This window comes from Flavobacterium chryseum, assembly GCF_004362015.1.
Classification (GTDB): domain Bacteria; phylum Bacteroidota; class Bacteroidia; order Flavobacteriales; family Flavobacteriaceae; genus Flavobacterium.
Genome location: NZ_SNWW01000003.1, coordinates 151521 through 174472, shown reverse-complemented (window position 1 = coordinate 174472; position 22952 = coordinate 151521). Strand labels below are relative to the sequence as shown.

The window sequence follows — 22952 nt, the reverse complement described above, 5'->3', positions numbered from 1 at the left end:
GTTATTTTAAATTCTTTTATTTATTAAAAGATGTATAAAAGTCTTCGAATTTTGTATTAAGATTATCAAATCCTTCAGAGAAATAAACACTCATCGCAACTTCAGTATTATCGTTGAATTTTAAGTAATATACTTCGTCGTAATACGCTTCTGTAAATTGTTCCCCTTCGTCAGTAGATTGCCAGTAACCATTGTACCACTCAGGTAAGTAAAAAGTATAAGAATCAGTTGATTTTTCTGAATGCACAACAATATCAGCTATTTTAGTACCATCTTTCTTAGAAACTAAAATTAGTTTAGAATTTTTATTGAAGTTTGCAGCACTTCCTGCGCTATATTTTTGATTGTAAGAATTTACAGCTGTATAGTATGCCTTGAAATTACTATTCGCATTATCATAAGCTGGATAAGTAGGATATACTACACTGTTATCTAATGCAGCATCATCTGCAGCAGTAGCAACTAAATCTGTATTGGCAACAATAACAAAATTGTCTAAAATTCTCACTAATCCATTAGCTTTACCTTGATATTTAGTAAGTTCCGGAGTATTAATTAAAGCGTCGATATCTGCAGTACTTCCTACATTAAATTCAATTAAATTTTTTGCGTTATAAGTAAATGACGCTTTTGAAGTGCTTTGAGTTGCTTTTTTACCACTCATTTCCCAAGTGTAACCATCGTTTAGAGTTACTTTATAAGCATATTCTTCAGGAGATTTGTTTTTTGCATATTTTGAAGTTGAAGCTAAAGTAGCAGCAGTACTTCCATTAATTGTTAAAACCGCATCTACTGATGTAGGTAAATAAAACCAGTCTTGTACAGAAGGAGTTGTTATATATTCATCCGTTTCGCCATCGTAATACCATGATCCATAAGTATCTATATTACTAAATTTTAAATCAGATGAAGTGCTTTTAGATGATAATGTTGCAGTGTTTGTAGTTTCACTTGCTTTAGCAGGGAAAACAAATTTTAATTCAGTTGTTGAAGCTGTTTTAACCCAAATTTTTTGTGCATTATTCCAAGTGTAGATTCCGTAAACTCCAGAAATATTTAAAACTTCTGAAACTCCGTTATCACTTTTTCCGTCAAAAAGATCAATGTGTTTAAGACTAAACAAACGACCTAAGTTTTCAATTGCTTCAATAGCACCTGAGCTTTTAGATTTATCTAATTGAACTAACATGTCATTAGCTTCGGTCTCTAACTTTAATTTTTGCTGTGCCGGAGTTAAATTAGAATAAGGTTGTTTAACAATGTTAGCGATTTCTTCTTCTAAAGTTAGTTCTTTAGTAGGATCAGTTTCCGGACTGTCTTCACTAGAACATGAAACCATAAGTTGAGAAGCAACTAATGATAATAAAAGGAATTTTTTAATCATGGATTTGGTATTTTAATTAAATGAATTGAATCAAATTTTTAGTTTTGATTTCCATTCGCGAATATACACTTTCAGAATGTTTATTATTTACGGGAACCCGTAAAGTCGTGCAGTTTTTTTAAAATAAAATGATTTCTTCAAAATGATTGTGCTTATATTGATAAATAAGTTTTTTAACTTTGTAATAAGTTTAAATTTATATAAATGTTATACTCAAAAATAGAAGGCGAAGGAAAACCATTTATTATCATGCATGGATTTCTTGGAATGTCTGATAACTGGAAAACCCTGGCAGGACAATATGTAGAGGCCGGATTTCAGGTTCATATTTTAGATTTACGAAATCATGGTCGTAGCTTCCATTCAGATGAATGGTCTTATGAAGCTATGGTTCAGGATGTATTCGAATATTGTCAGGCAAATCAATTAGATAAAATCGACATTTTAGGGCATTCGATGGGAGGGAAAGTAGCGATGCTTTTTTCAACAACACATTCTGATGTTGTAGATAAATTAATTGTGGCAGATATTGGTCCGAAATTTTACAAACAACACCATCAGGATATTTTGGCAGGTTTAAATGCCGTTGATTTTTCTGTGAAACCAAGTCGAAACGATGTAGAAGCAATTGTTGCAGAATATGTTTCTGATTTTGGAACACGTCAGTTTTTGCTTAAAAATTTATATTGGAAAGAACCGGGACAATTGGCTTTTAGATTTAATCTGGAAGTTTTTAATAATAATTTAGAAGCTATAGGGAAAGCTTTGGCCGATGGTTTGGTTTTTGAAAAACCAACATTGTTTATTCGCGGAGGAAATTCAGGTTATGTTTTAGATACAGATTTTGATTCTATACGCCAGCACTTTCCAAATACTAAGTTTGAAACCATCCCAAATGCAGGACATTGGCTTCATGCCGAAAATCCTAAACTGTTTTTTGAATTAACAACTACGTTTTTGAAAGAATAATTAATTTCAAATTTTAAAGTCACAGATTAAAAGGATTATAAAGATTTTCAAATGTGTAATTTTAATCTGTGGTAAAAAAAATCGAATAGTTGATGAATATAAAATTCATTACTTTTATTAAAATTTAAATATAAAAAATATGAAATTATTACTCCGACTTCTTGTTACTGCTGCCCTGGTTTTACTAATTGCTAATCTTTTGTCAGGCGTGCATGTTGCGAGTTTTGCAACAGCTGTAATTGTTGCAGTAGTTTTAGGATTGCTTAATCTTTTTATAAAACCAATATTAGTTATCCTGACATTGCCGGTAACAGTGATTACATTAGGATTGTTTTTATTAGTTATTAATGCAATCATTATTTTGTTGTGCACCAATATTGTTGGTGGTTTTGCAGTAGACTCTTTTTGGACAGCATTAATATTTAGTGTTATATTATCTGTACTTCAGTCTATTACTTATAAAATATTAGGAGACGATAAATAAATCAGAATAAAAAGCGAGTTTAAAAACACCGCTAAATACAATAGATTAAAAACTTGGTTGGGTTGCAAAAATTTTATAATTTTGCAACCCAATTTTATTACGTAAATTAAAGAAGAAGATGGATATTAAAAGAATAGCAAAAGACGCTGTGAATGAAACGATTGTAATGACAGTTGTTCACATGGATTATAAAGGTCAGGTAGCAAAAAGAATAAACGAAAAAATGCCATTGGCTACTGTAAAAGGTTTTAGAAAAGGACAAGTGCCTAAAGACCTTGTTGAAAAACAATACGGAAAAGCAATTAAGCAGGAAGAAGTTAAAAAAGTAGTTGATTTGGCTTTAGAGCGTTTTGTTCAATCTGAAAGATTAAATCTTTTAGGAACTCCTCTTGCTAAAGAAAACGAAAACTTTGATTGGGATGCTGAAGAATTAACTTTTGAATACGAAATTGGTTTAGTACCAAACTTTGAAATTGATTTAGAGGCAAAAAACAATATCGTAAAATACATTGTTACTGCTGACGATAAATTAATCGACGGACAAGTAGAGCGTATCCAAAAACAATTCGGAAAACCAGTACCACAAGAAGTTGTATCTGCAGATTCTGATTTGACAGGAACTTTCTCAAACGAAGAAAAAGGAATTAGCAATACAACTACAATTTCTGTTTCTACTTTTAACAAAGCTGCCGGAGATAAATTTATCGGTAAAAAAGTTGGAGATGTTGTTGCAGTAAGTACTAAAGGTTTATTCGAAGACGATCACCAATTGATGGATTACTTAAAAGTATCACATGATGACGTTCACGGTTTAGATATCGAAGTAAACTTTACTATCGAAGCTATTAACGGAGCTGAATTGGCAGAATTGAACCAGGATTTATTTGATAAACTTTTTGGTGAAGGAAAAGTAGCTTCTCTGGAAGATTTGAAAGCTAAAATTAAAGAAGATGCTGAAGCTCAATTCGCGCAACAAGCAGATCAAAAATTATTATTAGACGTTCAGGATTTCTTGATCGAAAATACAAAATTTGATTTACCATCTGAATTCCTTAAAAAATGGTTGCAAACTGTTGGAGAGAAAAAACTTTCTGCAGAAGAAGCTGAAGCTGAATATGCAAGATCTGAAAAAGGATTACGTTTTCAATTGATCGAAGGAAAAGCGATGGCACAAAGCAATATCCAAATTACATTTGAAGATTTGAAAGCTTTTACAACAAAATCAATCAGACAACAAATGGCTCAATTTGGTCAGACAAACCCAACTGACGAAGAAGTACAAGGAATCGTGGCTAGAGTTTTATCTAACCAGGAAGAAGTAAAAAGACTATCTGAGCAAGTTGTAGCTGAAAAATTGTTAGAAGTGTTTAAAGAAAAAGCAAATCCAACAACAAAAGAAGTAACTTACGAAGAATTTATTGCCGCTTCTTACGGAGAATAATTCTAAAAATAATTATATTTGAGCGTCAAGAGATTTTTTCTTTTGACGCTTTTTTTTATTTCTGGTTTATTAAAGTTGATAACTTGAAACTTGAAACAAAAACTAAGACAAATTGACATCCTTTATAAAAAGGTATGACCTTTGATGAAAATAAAATATACAACATATTAAAGTAAACTTAGAACAGACACATATGAACTACGGTAAAGAATTTAAAAAATTTGCTACAAAGCACCAAGGGGTAAACGCCATGTACTACGATAAAATCGTAGCGGCAATGAATCCAACAAACATGACTCCATATATTATCGAAGAGCGCCAGTTGAATATTTCTCAATTAGACGTATTTTCAAGATTAATGATGGACAGAATTATCTTTTTAGGAACAGGTATCGATGATCAAATCGCAAATATCGTTCAGGCTCAGTTATTATTTTTAGAAAGTGCTGATGCATCAAAAGATATTCAAATTTATTTAAATTCTCCTGGAGGAAGCGTTTATGCAGGATTAGGAATTTACGATACAATGCAATACATCAAACCAGATGTAGCTACAATTTGTACAGGTATGGCAGCCTCAATGGGAGCTGTTTTATTATGTGCAGGTGCAGCAGGAAAACGTTCGGCTTTGCCACATTCAAGAGTTATGATTCACCAGCCATCAGGAGGAGCACAAGGAGTTGCAACTGATATGGAAATCAACTTACGTGAAATGTTGAAATTGAAAGATGAATTATACAACATTATTTCTCAGCATTCAGGACAATCTTTTGAAAGAGTGCACAAAGACAGTGAGCGTGATTACTGGATGAAAGCTGACGAAGCTAAAGAATACGGAATGATTGATGAAGTTTTAAGAAGAGGATAATTTTTTAAAGGTTCAAAGTTGCAAAGGAGCTAAGCTTCTAACATTAACTCGAAACCTTAAACAAATTAAACTTGAAACAAAAAATAAAAGTTAATAAGTTACTAAGTTTACGAGGTTTTAGTGATAAATCTCAGAAACTTAGTAACTTTGCAGTTTAGTAATTAAAAAAGAATGGCTAAAGTAGTATTAGAATGTTCGTTTTGTGGAAGGAAAAAGCCAGAAACCAATTTGTTGATTGCAGGTATTAATGCACATATTTGTGACAAATGTATTGAACAAGCACACGGCATTGTATTAGAAGAATTAAAATCAAGCGGAAGCGCGAAACTTGTTGGTGATCTAATTTTAAAGAAACCAAAAGAAATCAGAGCTTTCTTAGATCAATATGTTATTGGTCAGGATCAGACGAAAAAAGTAATGTCAGTTGCGGTTTACAATCACTACAAACGTTTAATGCAACAGCAATTAGACGACGAAGTTGAGATTGAAAAAAGTAATATCATCATGGTTGGTCAAACCGGAACAGGAAAAACATTAGTAGCAAAAACTATTGCTAAAATGTTAGACGTTCCTTTGGCGATTGTTGATGCAACTGTACTTACAGAAGCAGGTTATGTGGGTGAAGATGTTGAAAGTATTTTGACACGTTTACTGCAAGCCGCTGATTATGACGTAACCAAAGCCGAAAGAGGAATCGTATTTATTGATGAAATTGATAAAATCGCCCGTAAAAGCGATAATCCATCAATAACACGTGATGTTTCTGGTGAAGGTGTTCAACAGGCATTATTAAAACTTTTAGAAGGAACAGTTGTAAACGTACCACCAAAAGGAGGACGTAAACATCCGGACCAGAAATTTGTTGAAGTGAATACACAAAACATCTTGTTTATAGCAGGAGGAGCTTTTGATGGCGTAGAGCGTATTATTTCTAAACGTTTGAACCGTCAGGCAGTTGGATATTCAACCTCTAAAAATGTTGATAATATCGACAAAGACAATTTATTGCAATATATCATTCCAAAAGATATTAAAGATTTTGGATTGATTCCTGAAATTATTGGTCGTCTACCAGTCTTAACACACATGGATCCTTTAGACAGAGAAACTTTGCGTGCCATTTTGACTCAACCAAAAAATGCGTTAATCAAACAATATCAAAAATTGTTTTTAATGGACGAAGTAGAATTCAGTATTACTGATGAAGCTTTAGATTTTATTGTTGATAAAGCGTTAGAATACAAATTAGGTGCTCGTGGATTACGTTCTTTATGTGAAGCAATCTTAACTGATGCCATGTATGAACTACCAAGTTCAGACGATAAAGTTCTAACAATCGACAGAGATTATGCAGAACATACATTAAGCAAAAATTTATTGAAGCGAATGGAAATTGCTTCTTAAAATCTTGAAATAACTTTCTCAAAGTTTTAAACGTTGATAAAGTTCACTTTTAAACCTGTTCATTTTTTGAACAGGTTTTTTTTATGCTTTTTAGAAATTGTTTGCATTCCGAATTTTATGTAAATTGGCGACATGAAAAAAATATTGTACTTCGTAAGTATGTTGCTGTTATTATCTTGTTATAAAAAGGAGACACAAGAAAGTATTTCTAAAAAAGAATATACGGAAGTTGTTGTTTCAAAAGAAAAACTTCGCGGCGAAATTAAAGGTATTAATTACAATACTTATTATAAGAAAGCAGAGCAATATTGCAAAAAAAATAATTTGAATCAGAATAAATTTATTTTGATAGATTTAGGTATCCATTCTGGTTTAAAAAGATTCTTTATTTATGATTTTAAGAAAAATGAGGTTTTAAACTCCTTTATAGTAAGTCATGGTTGCGGCGATAATAAATGGGGTGGAACTTCATCAAAAGATCAGGCACTTATAAGTAATGAAATTGATTCACATTGTTCCTCAACAGGCAAGTTTGTTATTTTAGATCGAGGTGTAAGTCAATGGGGAATTAAAGTGAATTATATATTACAGGGAAAAGATAAATCAAATTCAAATGCCAGAAATCGAGCAATAGTTTTACATTCCTGGGATGCAATTTCAAGTGATGAAGTTTATCCGGACGGAACGCCGGAAGGTTGGGGTTGTCCAGCTGTCTCTAATGAAAATATGAAAGAAATTGACAAGCTTTTAAAAACAAATAAAAAAGTTTTAATGTGGATTATTAAGTCATAAAAATTTTATCCTTGAGAAAATAAAATTTCTTGCATAGCCCTGATCGAAACGGTATCCTTTTGCTGTGGGGTTCACAGTAAAAGATATAGTGCAGAGCAGGACTGGGGGTTCTTATGAAAATGAAATTTCTGCTTCTGAAATTATTGCACCCTAAATTTCTCCCTATATTCAATGGGTTTCATACCAACCATTTTATAAAATACTTTTCTAAAAGCTTTCGGATCGTTATATCCCGTTTTTTCTATAATTTCAGAAATCGAAAGTTGTGTTTGTTCTAAATACTTTTTAGAGCTTTCGACTCTTATATTTTGCAAATATTCAATTGGCGGAATTCCCGTAACTTGCTTAAATCTTCTTGTCATGTTGCGCGCGCTGGTGGGAATATCTTTGGTGATTTCTTCCAGTTTTTCAATAGTATGATATTGACTTTCAATTTTTTGCTGCAACATCGCAACCAAAGTGTCATTGTGTAAATGATTGGGTCTAAAAGTGCTGAAATAACTTTGTTTATATCGGTTTAAATCGATCGAGAAAATCTTGGCAATTTGCACGGCAACTTCATTACCGCAATATTTCTGCACTAAAAGAATCAATAAGTGAAAAGTTGAGGTCGAACCTCCGCTAGTATACAAACTGCCATCAGCGGTAAGAGTTTCTTCTGGTTTTAATTTCACTAACGGAAAAGCTTTTGTAAAAGCACTGCAAGCATCAACATGCGTTGTCGCCAGTTTTTCGTTAAGTAAACCAGACGCAGCAAACAAAAATGCGCCCGTACAAAAACTAGCCAATTCGGCTCCTGACTGGTGTTGTTTTTGTAACCACGGAATAAAATTTTTATTCTTCGAAATCATTTCACTCATATTATCTGTCGTAAAAGCGGGAATCAAAATCAGATCGAGATTTATTTTCGACGTTTCGATAATATTGGCTTCATAACCAAATAAATGTTTTCCATTGATTTGTTCAACCGACTGAAAAACCATAATTTCAAAAGGTTTTTCGGCCTCATTACTTAATTTATTAGCAGTTTCAAAAACTTCTAAAATCGCTGCTATACTTAATAATTTATAGTCGTGCGGCACAATTAAACCTACTTTTTTGCTCATGATTTTGATTTACAGTATTACGAAGATATAAATTTTGTCTTAAATGACCCTAAAGTTGACTTCTATTGTAGTTTTAATCTTATCATAAAAAATTAAATTTGTTTTTATAATTTGTAATTTTTTATACTCATGGAAACAAAAATATTCTTAAATCTTCCTGTAAAAGATTTAAATCGTGCAATATCATTTTTTACCCAATTGGGTTTTTCATTTAATCAAAAATTTACTAATGATAAAGGAACTTGTTTAATAATTGGCGAAAACATAAACGTAATGCTTTTGGTCGAAGAATTTTATCTAACATTTACAGATAAACAAATATGCGATACCACTACAAGCAGCGAAGTTCTTATTTCTATTTCTGTCGAAACACGTCAGCAGGTAGACACAATGATCGAAAAAGCAGTTAACGCAGGCGGAACTCATTACAGAGAAGCAAAAGATTATGGATGGATGTACCAAAGAACTTTTCTTGATTTAGACGGGCATCATTGGGAAATCTTTTGCATGGATGAAAGCCAAATACCAAATATGTAAAGATGATTTCGGTACAAACTATAATTAACGCCCCAATAGAAAAAGTTTGGGAATTGTGGACATTGCCTGAACATATTAAAAATTGGAACAATGCTTCTCCGGATTGGCATACGCCTTATGTAGATAATGATTTGAAAGTAGGAAGCAAATTTAAATTTACTATGGCTCTTAAAGATGGAAGCGAAGGATTTGATTTTGAAGGGATATATACAAACATTGAAAATTTTTCATTAATAGAATACAAACTTTTCGATAATAGAACTGCTAATGTTCGTTTTGAAACTGAGGGTACAGAAGTAAAACTTACTGAAACATTTGAGCCCACAACAAAAAACTCAGCTGATATGGAAAAACAATTTTGTACTGCAATCATTCAGAATTTTAAAGAATATGTCGAAAATTTTAAAAAATAAGTCAATTTATAAATTATAAAACCAACTAGATAATGATAACTGTAAAAAACACGATTAACGCATCAATAACTAAAGTATGGGATTTTTGGACATTGCCGGATCACATTACAAAATGGAGTTTTGCCTCTCCGGACTGGCATACACCTTATGCTGAAAATGATTTGAGAGAAGGCGGAAAATTCAAATCGACTATGGCGGCCAAAGATGGCAGCATGAGTTTTGATTTTGGAGGTGAATACACTTTAGTCGAAAAAAATAAGGCCATTGAATATGTATTAGAAGACGGGAGGAAAGTTGCGATCACTTTTAAAGAAACTCCAAACGGAGTAGAAGTAATTGAAAGCTTTGATCCTGAAACACAAAATCCCGAAGAAATGCAGCGTGGAGGCTGGCAGGCTATTTTGGATAATTTTAAAAGTTATGTAGAGCAAAATTAGACTCAAAGGTTCAAAGTAACAAAAGTTCAAAGCTTTTAAAATTGTGATTTTAAAAAAAAACTTTGAGACCTAGTGTCTAAGTGTCAAAATGTTTAACGAAAAACATCAAAAATGACAAAACAAATCTGGTTGAATCTGCCCGTAAAAGACGTGGCAAAATCGAAAGCCTTTTTCTCGAAAATTGGTTTTTCTTTTAATGAACAACACGACACGCCAAGTTCGACTTGCATGTTGGTGGGTGACGGAAAATTTGTGGTTATGCTTTTTGAAGAATTATTGTTTGCGAGTTTTTCTCAAAACAAACTGACAGATACACAAGCGAGTTCAGAAATTTTAATTTCTATTGATGCTGAAAGCACAGAAGAAGTTGATCAATTAGCTGATAAAGTAAAAGAAGCCGGCGGTAATGTCTTTGGTCTTCCGGGTGAAAGCCAAGGCTGGATGTACGGTTGTGGTTTTGCCGATTTAGACGGTCATCGCTGGAATGTTTTGTATATGGATTTTAGTAAAATGCCTAAATAAAATTAAAGATGGAAACACTGGAATTTAAAATTAGAATTAAAGCTTCGGCCGACAAAGTTTGGTCTGTTTTATGGAATGATGAAACCTATAGAAAATGGACGGGAGTTTTTTATGAAGGATCATATGCTGTAAGTGATTGGAACGAAGGCGGAAAAATACACTTTCTCGGGCCTAACGGTGGAGGAATGAATAGCATAATCGAGAAAAAAATCCCAAATGAATATATGGCTTTTAAACATTTGGGAGAAGTTAAAGATTTTAAAGAACTGCCTATTGATGAAAAAACTCAAAAGTGGAGTGGTGCAATGGAAATCTATCGATTAACTCCTGATGATGAGTTTATAGATCTTGTAGTTCAGGTTGATGTAGTCGAAAAATATATCGATTATTTTAAAGAAGCTTTCCCCAAAGGTTTAGAAATCGTAAAAAAATTATCAGAGTAAAGAGTAAAGAGTAAAGAACAAAGAACAAAGAACAAAGAGTCAGGAATAAGAACTTAATTATTATAACAAACGATAAACAAAAAACTAAAATATCATGACATCAGTAAACCCTTATTTAATTTTTAATGGAAATTGCGAAGAAGCGTTTCTGTTTTACAAATCCGTATTTGGAGGAGAATTTCCATATATCGGAAAATTCAAAGATATGCCGGCAGCTGAAGATGGAGGCTGCGCGGAATTTTCCGAAAAAGATGCAAACCGAATAATGCACGTTTCATTGCCCATAGGAAATACCATTTTGATGGGAAGCGACAGCAACGAACAATCCGGAGATGTAAAATTTGGAGGAAATTTTTCAGTTTCAATTAATGTAGAAAGCACACAAGAAGCAGACAGAATTTTTAATGGGCTATCAGCAGGTGGAAACGTTTTTATGCCTATGGATAAAACGTTCTGGGGAGCTTATTTTGGAATGTTTACCGATAAATTTGGTGTTAACTGGATGGTAAATTTCGATGAGAACGAACCAAACAAATAACTAAAAAGTTACGTTATTTTAATAGCGGAACATAATTGTTAAATTAATTCAAAAAGCACATTCATATGTGCTTTTTCTTTTCAAAAAAACAAACAATATCCTTTTTTATCAACAATAGATTACCGATTTTTGTCGCTTGTTAAATAATAAAGATAAAATGGCAATAGAAGACAAAGAGATTATTTTATTAAAAGTTTCAGGACATGATAAAATAGGAGTAACGGCAGGTTTAACAGCAGTTTTAGCAACGTATGATGCTAATATTTTAGATATTGGTCAGGCTGATATTCACGATACCCTTTCTTTAGGAATTTTGTTCGAAATCGAAGCAGGTTCTTCTTCAGGCCCCGTTTTAAAAGATTTATTGTTTAAAGCATACGAATTGGAAATTAAAGTAAAATTCATTCCAATTTCTATTGAAGATTACGAAACGTGGGTAAAATCACAATCGAAACAACGCTACATTATCAATATTTTAGGGGAAAAACTGGCAGCTTCTCAATTGGCAGCCGTGACTAAAATAATGTCAGATCAAAATTTAAACATTGATTCTATAATAAGATTAACGGGCAGAACTTCTATTGTTGAAAAAGAAGAATATCCTCGTTCTTGTATACAATTATCAGTAACAGGCGAAATTGTAGATAAAATTCATATGACAGCAAGTTTTATGGAAATTTCAAGAACCTTAGATGTCGATATTTCGTTTCAGGAAGATAATATTTACAGAAGAAACCGTCGCTTGGTTTGTTTCGATATGGATTCTACTTTAATTCAAACCGAAGTTATCGACGAATTGGCAGAACTAAACGGTGTAGGAGAACAAGTTCGTGCCATTACAGAATCAGCAATGAATGGCGAAATAGATTTTAACGAAAGCTTTAAACAGCGTATGGCATTGTTAGAAGGTTTAAGCGAAGATGTTTTACAAAAAGTAGCCGAAAATTTACCGATAACAAAAGGCGCGCATCGTTTAATGAAAGCCTTAAAATATTACGGATATAAAACGGCTATTTTATCTGGAGGATTCACCTATTTCGGAAATTATTTGCAAAAAGAATTAGGAATCGATTACGTTCACGCTAATGAATTGGAAATCATAGACGGTAAACTAACCGGAAAATATTTAGGAGATATTGTAGACGGTCAAAAGAAAGCCCAACACTTAAGAGCTATTGCAGAAAAAGAAGGAATTCACATCAATCAGACTATTGCAGTTGGTGATGGCGCTAACGATTTACCAATGCTAAACTTAGCCGGTTTAGGAATTGCTTTCCACGCCAAACCAAAAGTAAAAGAAAGCGCTTCAACATCAATTTCAAGTTTAGGTCTTGATGGCGTTTTGTATCTTTTAGGATATCACGATCGCTATATTGATATGATGTAATCTCATTTTTGTCATTTCGACGTAACATAAGGAGAAATCACACTAGAAACTCCGCAATGAAAATAAAATATAAACCTTAGTTTTCAATAAAAGCTAAGGTTTTTTTATGGGCATGTCCCTCCGGGTCGGGCTATCCATTCCAATCTTTTTGTTTTTAAAGAAAAAACAAAAAGGATTTCCACTTCTATCCCTCATGCGATTTAGTGGAATTTAAGGTTTTTAAGAATAATTATCACATTTCGTGTCATTTCGACCAAAGGGAGAAATCACACTCGCAACTCGACACAGATTGGCGATTTCTTTGCGTATTTCTAGTGTGATTTCTCCCTTTGGTCGAAATGACAAACGTTATAAAAAATCAATATAAACAATTCGTGAAATTTGTGTTTAACTCTTCACCACACACATCTCCTTCAACTGTTCCAAATAATCTCTTTGATTCGAAAGTCTTGGAATCTTATGCTGGCCACCTAATTTATCACGTTCCTTTAACCAATCGTAAAATAAATTTTCACGTGCTACATTAATAACCAAAGGATTTAAAGTCATATTGTTATAACGTTTGGCTTCATAATCAGAGTTTAAAGTCTGCAAAGTTTCGTCGAGAACTTTTTGAAAAAGACCAACATCAGCAGGTTTTTTCTTGAATTCAATCATCCATTCGTGAGCACCTTTTTCTTTGTCTTGCATAAAAATTGGGGCAACCGTATAATCGATAACTTCAGTTTGGGTAATCTGACAAGCTTTGGCTATGGCCTGATCAGTATTTTCGACCATTAATTCCTCACCAAAAACATTAATATGATGTTTTGTTCTCCCGGTTACGCGAATTCTGTACGGATTTAAGGAAGTAAAACGAACCGTATCGCCAATTAAATAACGCCATAAACCAGAATTGGTCGTAATAACAATCGCATAATTTTTATTCAATTCAACATCGGCTAAACGAACTATTTTTTGATTTGGAGAATCAAAAGTATCCATCGAAATAAATTCGTAGAAAATTCCGTAATCCAGCATTAACAATAAATCGCTGGAATTATTTAAATCCTGAATCGCAAAGAAGCCTTCAGAAGCATTGTATATTTCGTAATATTTAAAATCTTTACTAGGTACAATATTTTTGTATTGTTCTTTATATGGAGAAAAACTCACTCCGCCATGAAAATAAACTTCAAGATTCGGCCAGATTTCCAATAGATTTTGTTTGCCCGTATTTTCTAAAACTTTATTCATTAAAACCAACATCCACGAAGGAACTCCTGCAAAACTGGTTACGTTTTCATTTTTAGTTTCATTAATAATTGCGGCAATTTTAGATTCCCATTCCGTCATTAACGAAATTTTATTGCTTGGCGTACTGCTAAATTCAGCCCAAATAGGCATATTTTCAATCAATATAGCAGATAAATCACCAAAAAAAGTATTGTTGTTTTCATAGATTTGAGAACTTCCGCCTAAGCGAAGACTTTTTCCTAAGAACAATTCAGAGTCCTCATTATTATTCAAATACAAGCAAAGTAAATCTTTACTTCCTTTATAATGACAATCTTCTAAAGCTTCATTACTTACCGGAATAAATTTACTTTTAGCATTTGTAGTTCCGCTGGATTTGGCAAACCATTTTATAGGACTTTCCCAAAAAACACCTTGTTCACCCTGACGTGTACGTTCTATTAAAGGTTGTAATTCTTCGTAAGTTGCAATCGGGACTCTCTCTACAAAAGTCTGGTAGGAAGTTATAGATGAAAATTCATATTTTTTTCCAATAACCGTATTTTCAGATGCCGTTAATAAATTGTGCAATAATTCTTCCTGAACTTCATTTGGATATTTTAAAAAGAGTTCTATTTGGTGAATTCTTTGTTTAAGAACCCAAGAGGCGAACGAGTTAATTATTGATATGGGCATTGGTAAATTTTAGATTTTAGATTGCTGATTTTAGATTTTAGATTTTTAAGTTTACTTACAGCAAACAAAAATTTAAAATTTGAATATCTACAGACAAATAGTAACTTTGCTGTTGTATCAAAAATAGTGTTTTTTTATAAAAAAACAATTCTATTTGTGGTAAGATTCTACTTAAAAAAATTGAATTGATTTTTAATATTCAAAGATCTGAGCAACGAATCTGCAATCTAAAATCTAAAATCACCAATCTAAAATTAAAATGACATATCAAGGCGTACTTACAAAAATGCAGACAGAACTCGGAAGCCCAATTCAGTATTACCTGGTTTTTGAAGATAGTTTTTTAAGCGTCAATCAGTTATTGAATAAAGAAATTGAAATTAATTTTGTTGGGTATCAATGTTTGAACTGCTGTAAAAAGAAAAAAATATTCAGACAAGGTTTTTGCTATGATTGTTTTTATTCGAGTCCCGCTGTTGGCGACTGGATTATGAGACCTGAATTAAGTACAGCGCATTTAGGAATTGCCGATAGAGATTTAGATTACGAACAAAAAGTACAATTGCAGCCTCACGTAGTTTATTTGGCCGTTGCAAGTGAAATAAAAGTGGGAGTGACACGCAAAACACAAGTTCCAACCAGATGGATAGATCAGGGAGCCAGTCTTGCAATAGCTGTAGTTGAGGTTCCCAACAGATATTTGGCCGGAATAACTGAAGTCGCTTTAAAAAACTACTACACAGATAAAACCAACTGGAGAAAAATGCTTCAGCATACAAGCGAAACTTTTGACCTTATTGCAGAAAAAGTAAAAATTGAAAACCTGATTCCGACAGAAGCTCGTGAGTATTTTTTTAGTGAAAAGAATGATTTATACGAATTGCAATATCCGGTTTTAAATTATCCGGCAAAAGTGGCAAGTTTAAATTTAGACAAAACACCTTCTTTTCAGGGGAAATTGGTTGGTATAAAAGGACAATATTTAATATTCGAAAACGGAACCGTTTTTAACATTCGGGGTTCAGAAGGATATGTCGTAAATATCAACGTCTAGCTATATTGCGAAACCGTCGGACTATAGTGGCTAACTGTCTAATAATTTATTGATTACATAATATTTAGTTTAATTTTAAATCGCTTTCAAGGCTAAAAAGATGTAAATTTTGATACATTTACTTACAATTTTGTAATAATAGCTTATTGAAAGAAATTAATTTTAAAAAATTAAAGAACCTAGTTTTGAAGTAATTCAACACATAGGTTTTTTTTAAAATTAATTAGAGATTTCTAATTCTAAAAATTATTATACAAATGAGTGTTTTAGGCAAAATCAACTATTTTCGAAGGGGCGTAATGCGCAATTTGACTAAGAATATCGGGAAACCAAAGTCCGAAAGAGATATTGTTTTGGTTGATAAAACTGAAATTAAAAGAGTCTTAATTTGTAGACCCAACGGACGTTTAGGTAATTTGTTGCTTATATCTCCTCTTATTCAGGAAGTTGAAACAATGTTTCCAAATTGTAAAATCGATTTGTTTGTAAAAGGATCTTTAGCACCCATTATTTATGAAAACTATGAAGTTGTAAATAAAACAATTCATTTACCTAAAAAACCGTTCAAAGATTTACTGGAATATATTAAGGTTTGGGTTTCTATAAAACAAGAGCCGTATGACATGGCCATCAATGTAGATCAAAATTCTTCTTCTGGCCGATTGGCAGTAAAATTTTCAAATGCAAAATATAAATTTTATGGAGATTTAGACGGTGAGTTTTCAGAGTCAAAAGATGATTACGACCATATCGCCAAATATCCTGTCTATAATTTCCGAAACTATTTATCAAAGTTAGGATTAGCGAAAAGCAATAAAATAATTCCGCCTTTAGATTTAAAACTTACTACTGCGGAACTTGATAACGGAAAGAAAATCCTGGATCTTATAATTGATCCTTCAAAACGAACAATTTGTTTGTTTACATACGCTACAGGAACTAAATGTTTTTCTGAAGATTGGTGGGAAAACTTTTATTCTAAACTTTTAATAGAATATAAAAATTACAATATTATCGAAATCCTGCCTATCGAAAATGTTTCGCAAATAGGGTTTAAAGCTCCTACTTATTATAGTAAAGATATTCGCGAAATGGGATCTGTATTAGCAAATGTAGATTTGTTTATTGGGGCAGATAGCGGAATTATGCACTTAGCAAGTTCTGTTCAGGCGCCAACCGTAGGTTTGTTCTCTGTTTCAGACATAAAAAAATACGAACCTTATGATAGTGGCAGTATCGGAATTGATACTGCAAATTGTTCCCAGACAGAATATTTTAAAATTATAAATTCAATTCTCGCTAACGGAAAATTAAAAACATATTCAAAAGCAGTATAAATAAAAAAGGCCATTCACAGTGAATGGCCTTTTACTTTTTTCGTGGCCTTATTTTTTCTTCTTAAATAAACCGTTTAATAAGTCACCTGCTTTTTTAGTAGCTTCTTGTGTTTTAGTTTCTTTTTCTGTTTTTGCAGCCTGTGTTGTGTCTTTAGCTTTTGTGTTTTTATTAATTAAATCAGTAAGAGCCGAAGTTCCTTTTTGAGTTAATTTTTCTTTTTGCTGATTCACAACCTGAGAAGCTAAACTGCTAACGGCGCTTTTCATATCTGTTGATATCTTAGGACTCGAAAAATTTCCAGAGATCAATGCATTAATCGGAATATTATCCAGTTTAGCAGCATCAGCAGCAGACATTTTTGCGATTAAAGCATTAGCTTCTGATCCTAAATATTTAGCAGGAACATCTAATTTTAAGTTGTAATTCATGGTTTGATCAAAACCATGCGTTCCGCCAACAGTAACTTTAATATCCTGATATTTAATGTCAAATGGTTTTACTTTTACTTTTCCGTCCTCAAAACTCAAAGCCATTTTTAAATCATTCAAGTTCAATTTGCTTGCGTCAAGGAATTTAATGTTTGAAGTTAAAGAATTCAGTAAAGTAGAATTTTTAGCATTTACGGTAGTAGAAAGCAACTGCCCAATTAAATCTCCAGTAATTGATTTTAAGTCCGGAGTCAATTCCTTTGCATCCAGATTTCCATTCAATTTAATAGTCGAATTTATTTTTCCATTAACGATTCCTGCTATTGGCGCAATTTTTTTCATCATGTCTAATTGCGTAAAAGTTTGTGCAATATCAACTTGATTAAAACCTAAGTTCATATTAAAAGTAGGCACTTTCGCTTTAGTAGAAACAGCTCCGTTTAGACCAATTGTTCCTCCAAAAATAGAAGTTTTAAAGTTTTCTAAAGTTGCTTTTTCATCTTTAACGATTAAACGTCCTGCAACATCTTTCAGTTTTAAATTATCATACAATACCGTATTTGCTTTTGCATTTATAGTACAATTTAAAAACGCTGGAATCTTCATTGCTTCAGCCGGTTTTGCCGGTGTAGATTTTGTTTCTCCGGATTTTCCTTCCGTTTTTGCTGGTGCAGCAGGTTCTCCTGAAGTCATAAAATCATCAACAGCCAGTTGGTTTGAACTCATGTTGAAATTTCCTTTTAGTTCTTGTTTTTTAAACATAAAACCATAGAAATTTTCTAAAACTCCGTTAATGCTAATATCACTTCTTCCTGTAGTAGCATCAAACTTTTTTAAGTTGATTGTGCTTGGATTAAACTCAACTAAAGCCGTACTAATATTCATAGACTTGTTATTCTCGTCAGTATATTTAAATCCTGACAAACTCATCGTTCCTGCATTTTTGATGTTTTCGTATTGGCTTTTTTCTACCGAAGCCATATCAAATTCTGTTGTAACATCAGCTTTAAGAATACCAGCCAAAGGTTTGTCCATTTTTATTGGATATGCTTTCGAAAGGTTTGCTAAATTGATAGTTCCTTTTAATGCTGCTTTTACTAACGGATTTACCGTAATGTTTCTAACATTTGCTTTAGCGCTAAAAATATCCTGATCAATTTTGAATGATAATTTATCTAAGTTTACATAAGTATCATTTAAAATACCTGTTTCATTGATGATTTTTGTATCAATAACAATATTTTGAACTGATTTTGGTAAGTTCGGATATTGGAAAGAAGAATTGTTTGAAGCAATGGCAATGTTGAATTTAGGAACAGTTGTATCTGTTAATTCTCCTTTTGCAAAACCAACGATAGTAAAATCTCCGGTTGTTTTTACACCTTCTAAACTTGAGGCATAAGCCGAAGGAATTAATCCTAAGAAGTTGGTAAACGATGAAGTTGGCGTTTTAAATTTCAAATCATAAATCTGACCTTTTTCAACCATCTGAATAAATCCGTCAAATTCTAATGGTAATTGATTTATTAAAGCTTTGTTTTCTTTAAAAGTGTATTTACTTTTCTCTAAATCAATTCCTAAAACCGCATCTAAAGTTAATTTTATATTTTTCATATAATTAACCTTGTCCATATCTAATGAAACGTTAGCTGTAGTTTTTGTGTCTAAATCAAGTACAGAATTGGTAAAATCTCCTGTTCCTTCATGGTTTAAACTGTCAATAACCATTTTTATTTTAGAACCCTGATCGATATATCTGAAAGTAAAATTTTCAATTTTATAGTTCTGGATTTTTAAAGCCAGCGGTTTACTTGCTTCTTCTTTTTCTGTTTTTTCTTTATTGTCTTTTAATGCAATATCAAAATTTCCAATACCATCCTTATTAAAGATAATGTTGATTAAACCATTTTCAGAGGTAATTCCCTGAATGTTTAAAGGCTCATCTTTTCCTTTAAAAAGTTCTTTGATACTCATTTTCAAATTCAATTCGCCTAAAGAAACCAATGTATCACCTTCAAAAGGAGCTTTATTGATGATTAGTAGTTTCTCAATTTCTACAGTAGCATTAGGGAAGTTTTTAAATAAACTTAAGTCGGCTTCAGCAAAACTCACTTTTGCGTCTACACTTTCATTAATAGCTTCTGCAATTTTTGCTTTTATCTGATCTTTAAAAAGATACGGAATAGCAAATAATGCGGCAATAATTACCACAAGGACAATGGCTGCGATTTTTAAAATTTTCTTTAACATAATTAATTATAGATTTGAGGTTTTAAGGTTCTTAATTTATATGTACTATTCCTGCAAAAATAGACTTTTTATAATGTCTTTATTTGAAATCTTTCATAAAAAAACAATAGCCTGCCGTAAATCGAATTTCGATTATGGGCAAGCTATTAAAAAAAAATAAATTAATTTTCTATGTCTTTATAGGTAGGCGTATACGATTTTGTCTGGTGCATTAATTTTTTGCTAAAATAGGCAGGACAAAGGGCTAAAGGTGTTAAGTGTAAATTAATTTTGGGTTAATTTAATAATAGCTAATTAGTATAAACGCTGCGGTATGCTAAGAAATTGTTTTCTTAAATAGAAAAAATCCGTTTGAAATGAATCAAACGGATTTTGGCATGGTTTGTAATTTTATTATTTTTTGATAAATGAAACTATTTTGTCTGTCAATACTTCCGAAATTGGTAAAACTTCATTGGTATAACTGGCATAATTGGCCTGCTCATCACCGTCAACAATCTTCAGGACATGGTTCATTTTGTCTACAATTACCAATTCAGCTTTTTTGTTCGCTTCAGATAAATTTTCAGCATCTTTTATTGTGACTTGCAAATCTTTATTTCCCTGTAAAATTAAAACAGGAATGGTTAATTTTTTTATTTCTGTTTGAGGATTATATTTAAACCAGGAAATGATATAAGGCTGAATACTAGGTCTGAATAAACTGTTAAGCATCGGATCGACTTTTTTTACCGTCTTGCCATTCTTCAAACTGTCAATTATTGGAAACGTAAGATTCTCAATTTCTTTATTTGATTTACTGGCTATTTGCGCTTTTAAAATTTTATCTGCAGAATCTCCTGCTCCTGCAATCGAAATAAATTTATCGGCCTTCGCTCCCGCAATCATTCCAATCAAAGAACCTTCGCTATGACCAATAACAATCAATTGCGAAAAACGTTTGTCCTGTTTTAAGTAATTTATCCAGCTTTTGGTATCTTCAATATAATTTTCAAACACTAAACCAGATTCAGCTGCTGCAGCAGTTTTGCTTTCTCCAATTCCTCTTTTGTCAAACCTTAAAGATGCAATTCCATTTTTTGCTAAAGCTTCGGCCAGCATTTTTAATGAATTGTTTTTCATCATCGGGTTATTTCCATTTCTGTCTGTAGGCCCTGAACCGGCAATTATTAAAGCAACGGGACATTTTTTTGCAACATCCGGCATTGTTAGCGTACCATAAAGCTGATCTTTATTGATTTTTAAGATCGCAGAAGATTCCTGAAAAGCGATTTGCTTTTTATCCTGTGCGTTTACAGAACCCAGCAATAAAAGAAAAAACAAAAGAAATACATTTTTCATTTTAGCAAACTTTATTTAATATTTAATCCGAAAGGCATCATCGCCTGAACACCTTTTTGTTTTTGCAGTCTTTTTACCTGTTCGATAAGAAGGTAGTTTTCTTCGCCAATTTCTTCTTTAATAAAAGCTTCTTTAGATTTTGCAAACGGTAAGCCTGATAATACATCGTTAAAAGACTTTTCGTATTCCGGATAATTTTGTGTGCTGTATGATTTTACTTTTGCAATTTTTGCAGCTTCAGCAATGGCATCATTTAAGCCGCCAATTTGATCTACTAAACCAATTTTTACAGCTTCAGATCCTGACCAAACTCGCCCTTGTGCAATGGCATCAACCTGAGCAAAAGTCATTTTTCGACCTTCAGCAACGTGCGTTACAAAAGTGTTGTAAATATGTTCTACACCTTCTAAAGTAAAAGCTTTGAACTTTTCGTCAACAGGAACAAACGGACTGTAATTAGCAGAGTTCTCATGCGTTTTTACTTGTTCTGTGTTAATCCCTAATCTATTGGCTAACGGACTAAAATTTGGCAAAATACCAAAAACGCCAATTGAACCGGTAATGGTGTTTTTTTCAGCAAAAATTTTATTCGCATTACAAGCAATATAATATCCACCTGAAGCAGCATAATTTCCCATAGAAACTACAACCGGTTTTACTTTTTTAGTAATTTCAATTTCTCTCCAAATCAAGTCAGAAGTTAAAGCATTACCACCCGGACTGTCAATTCGAAGTACGATTGCTTTTACATCATCATCTTTTCTTGCTTCCTGCAAAGAACGACGCATCGCACCTTCACCAATTACATTTACATCGCCTTCACCGCTTTCGATTTCGCCCTGAGCGTAAATAATCGCAATTTGATCGCTTGATGTATTGGTTAAAGCCGTTGTAATATTATTTTGAGTATAATCTAAAATTGAGATTTTGTTGTAATCGTCATCGCCGGTAACTTTCAGTGCTTTTTTGATGGCGTTATGATACACATCTTCATAAGCAACAATATCAACTAAATGCTGTGCTTTTGCCATTTCCGGAGTTCTGGCTAACAAACCGTTTGCGATTTCATTTAATTTAGGAAGCGGAATATTTCGGCTTTTTGAAATATCGGTAGAAACATTCGTCCAGATTGAGTTTAACAAAGCTGTAATTTGTTCTCTGTTGGCATCGCTCATTTTATTTTCAAGAAAAGGTTCAACGGCACTTTTATATTTTCCGTGACGAATCACTTCCATATGAATACCTGATTTATCCTGAAAATCTTTAAAAAACATTACTTCAGATGAAAGCCCTTTAAAATCTAAATCTCCGGCAGGATTCAAATAAATGGTATTGGCAACCGAGTTTAAATAATATTCTTTTTGAGAATAAGTATTGGCATAAGCCCAAACAAATTTTCCTGATTTTTTAAAGCTTTCAAGTGCATTTCTCAAATCTTTATATTGCGCCAATCCTAAAGATGATTCATCATTTAAGATGGAGATTCCTTTTATTTTGTCATCTGTTTTAGCCGCTTCGATTGCGTTAATAACATCCGTCAAGCCAACTCCTTCTTTATCAGAGAAAACGCTTACCCACGGATCTTTATATTTTCCGGCATAGTCGTTATTGATTTTTTTTAAATTTAATTCTATAACCGAATCACCTTTAACAGAAACACTATCGTCTCCTCCAAAAATAGCCCCAATAAGAATTACTCCAAAAAAGAATAACATGATAAATACAAAAATACCAATTACTGTGGCAACTACATTTCCTAGAAATTTCATAAATATATTTTTTTAATAAGTAGCGAAAAAGAGTAATAAGTTACAAATTTTCAGGACAAATCCACAATTAAAATGCGGGCTCGTTTCACAAATATATTGTTAATTCTAAAATAGTTTTAGTTAATTTGCATTAATT

At 32.5% G+C, this 22952-nt stretch carries 21 protein-coding genes; 15 read left to right on the top strand and 6 right to left on the bottom strand.

The features are described 5' to 3' along the window. Nucleotides 1-16: 16 nt before the first annotated feature. Nucleotides 17-1384, bottom strand: a complete 1368-nt coding sequence (locus EV143_RS07310) for a hypothetical protein (RefSeq protein WP_133507311.1) — start codon at nucleotides 1382-1384, stop codon at nucleotides 17-19. A gap of 204 nt (nucleotides 1385-1588) precedes the next feature. On the opposite strand from EV143_RS07310, the gene EV143_RS07305 reads away from it, so the two are divergent. The 6 genes from EV143_RS07305 to EV143_RS07280 all read left to right on the top strand — a co-directional run bounded on the left by EV143_RS07305 (nucleotide 1589) and on the right by EV143_RS07280 (nucleotide 7342). Further along, nucleotides 1589-2353, top strand: coding sequence for an alpha/beta fold hydrolase (locus EV143_RS07305; protein ID WP_133507310.1), 765 nt, complete (start codon nucleotides 1589-1591; stop codon nucleotides 2351-2353). A 139-nt stretch (nucleotides 2354-2492) separates the two neighbouring features. After that, nucleotides 2493-2837, top strand: a complete 345-nt coding sequence (locus tag EV143_RS07300) for a phage holin family protein (RefSeq protein WP_059117946.1) — start codon at nucleotides 2493-2495, stop codon at nucleotides 2835-2837. Between the two features lie 118 nt (nucleotides 2838-2955). Beyond that, nucleotides 2956-4278, top strand: a complete 1323-nt coding sequence (locus EV143_RS07295) for a trigger factor (RefSeq protein WP_133507309.1) — start codon at nucleotides 2956-2958, stop codon at nucleotides 4276-4278. 193 nt (nucleotides 4279-4471) lie between these two features. Continuing rightward, a complete protein-coding gene (gene clpP / locus EV143_RS07290) occupies nucleotides 4472-5146 on the top strand; it encodes an ATP-dependent Clp endopeptidase proteolytic subunit ClpP (protein ID WP_132031542.1) in 675 nt (224 codons plus the stop codon). A gap of 171 nt (nucleotides 5147-5317) precedes the next feature. After that, nucleotides 5318-6550 (top strand): ATP-dependent Clp protease ATP-binding subunit ClpX, encoded by a 1233-nt coding sequence (clpX, locus tag EV143_RS07285; RefSeq protein WP_133507308.1) that lies wholly within the window; start codon nucleotides 5318-5320, stop codon nucleotides 6548-6550. Between the two features lie 132 nt (nucleotides 6551-6682). Further along, complete coding sequence (locus EV143_RS07280; RefSeq protein ID WP_133507307.1) at nucleotides 6683-7342, top strand: murein L,D-transpeptidase catalytic domain-containing protein; 660 nt, start codon at nucleotides 6683-6685, stop codon at nucleotides 7340-7342. 140 nt (nucleotides 7343-7482) lie between these two features. On the opposite strand, the gene EV143_RS07275 is transcribed toward EV143_RS07280, so the two are convergent. Further along, nucleotides 7483-8448 (bottom strand): GlxA family transcriptional regulator, encoded by a 966-nt coding sequence (locus EV143_RS07275; protein ID WP_133507306.1) that lies wholly within the window; start codon nucleotides 8446-8448, stop codon nucleotides 7483-7485. A gap of 129 nt (nucleotides 8449-8577) precedes the next feature. Here EV143_RS07275 and EV143_RS07270 point away from each other — a divergent pair, with 129 nt between their 5' ends. From EV143_RS07270 to serB, 7 genes are all read left to right on the top strand, one after another. Further along, entirely contained in the window at nucleotides 8578-8985 is a 408-nt protein-coding gene (locus EV143_RS07270) for a VOC family protein (RefSeq protein WP_133507305.1), read from the top strand. A 2-nt stretch (nucleotides 8986-8987) separates the two neighbouring features. Next, nucleotides 8988-9398, top strand: coding sequence for an SRPBCC domain-containing protein (locus EV143_RS07265; protein WP_133507304.1), 411 nt, complete (start codon nucleotides 8988-8990; stop codon nucleotides 9396-9398). A gap of 32 nt (nucleotides 9399-9430) precedes the next feature. Then, complete coding sequence (locus tag EV143_RS07260) at nucleotides 9431-9835, top strand: SRPBCC family protein (RefSeq protein WP_133507303.1); 405 nt, start codon at nucleotides 9431-9433, stop codon at nucleotides 9833-9835. Nucleotides 9836-9946: 111 nt separating this feature from the next. Then, nucleotides 9947-10357 (top strand): VOC family protein, encoded by a 411-nt coding sequence (locus EV143_RS07255; RefSeq protein ID WP_133507302.1) that lies wholly within the window; start codon nucleotides 9947-9949, stop codon nucleotides 10355-10357. A gap of 8 nt (nucleotides 10358-10365) precedes the next feature. Further along, nucleotides 10366-10800, top strand: a complete 435-nt coding sequence (locus EV143_RS07250; protein WP_133507301.1) for an SRPBCC domain-containing protein — start codon at nucleotides 10366-10368, stop codon at nucleotides 10798-10800. Nucleotides 10801-10894: 94 nt separating this feature from the next. Then, nucleotides 10895-11338 carry a VOC family protein gene (locus tag EV143_RS07245; protein WP_133507300.1) on the top strand — a complete coding sequence of 148 codons (444 nt, stop codon included), beginning with the start codon at nucleotides 10895-10897 and terminating at the stop codon, nucleotides 11336-11338. 157 nt (nucleotides 11339-11495) lie between these two features. Then, nucleotides 11496-12725 (top strand): phosphoserine phosphatase SerB, encoded by a 1230-nt coding sequence (serB, locus tag EV143_RS07240; RefSeq protein ID WP_133507299.1) that lies wholly within the window; start codon nucleotides 11496-11498, stop codon nucleotides 12723-12725. Between the two features lie 387 nt (nucleotides 12726-13112). Here serB and EV143_RS07235 read toward each other — a convergent pair whose 3' ends face one another. Continuing rightward, nucleotides 13113-14636 carry a GH3 auxin-responsive promoter family protein gene (locus tag EV143_RS07235; RefSeq protein WP_133507298.1) on the bottom strand — a complete coding sequence of 508 codons (1524 nt, stop codon included), beginning with the start codon at nucleotides 14634-14636 and terminating at the stop codon, nucleotides 13113-13115. A 259-nt stretch (nucleotides 14637-14895) separates the two neighbouring features. Between EV143_RS07235 and EV143_RS07230 the strand changes: the two genes are divergently transcribed. Both EV143_RS07230 and EV143_RS07225 read left to right on the top strand, forming a co-directional pair. Beyond that, nucleotides 14896-15690: a DUF2797 domain-containing protein gene (locus EV143_RS07230; RefSeq protein WP_133507297.1), complete on the top strand. Its 795-nt coding sequence runs from the start codon at nucleotides 14896-14898 to the stop codon at nucleotides 15688-15690. A 257-nt stretch (nucleotides 15691-15947) separates the two neighbouring features. Next, the gene (locus EV143_RS07225; protein ID WP_166638129.1) at nucleotides 15948-17027 is read left to right on the top strand and encodes a glycosyltransferase family 9 protein; all 1080 of its coding nucleotides are present in this window, start codon (nucleotides 15948-15950) and stop codon (nucleotides 17025-17027) included. A 48-nt stretch (nucleotides 17028-17075) separates the two neighbouring features. On the opposite strand, the gene EV143_RS07220 is transcribed toward EV143_RS07225, so the two are convergent. From EV143_RS07220 to sppA, 3 genes are all read right to left on the bottom strand, one after another. Beyond that, nucleotides 17076-19706, bottom strand: coding sequence for an AsmA-like C-terminal region-containing protein (locus tag EV143_RS07220; protein ID WP_133507296.1), 2631 nt, complete (start codon nucleotides 19704-19706; stop codon nucleotides 17076-17078). A 393-nt stretch (nucleotides 19707-20099) separates the two neighbouring features. Then, entirely contained in the window at nucleotides 20100-21047 is a 948-nt protein-coding gene (locus tag EV143_RS07215; RefSeq protein ID WP_133507295.1) for an alpha/beta hydrolase family protein, read from the bottom strand. 11 nt (nucleotides 21048-21058) lie between these two features. Then, nucleotides 21059-22816, bottom strand: coding sequence for a signal peptide peptidase SppA (gene sppA, locus EV143_RS07210; protein ID WP_133507294.1), 1758 nt, complete (start codon nucleotides 22814-22816; stop codon nucleotides 21059-21061). Nucleotides 22817-22952: the final 136 nt, after the last annotated feature.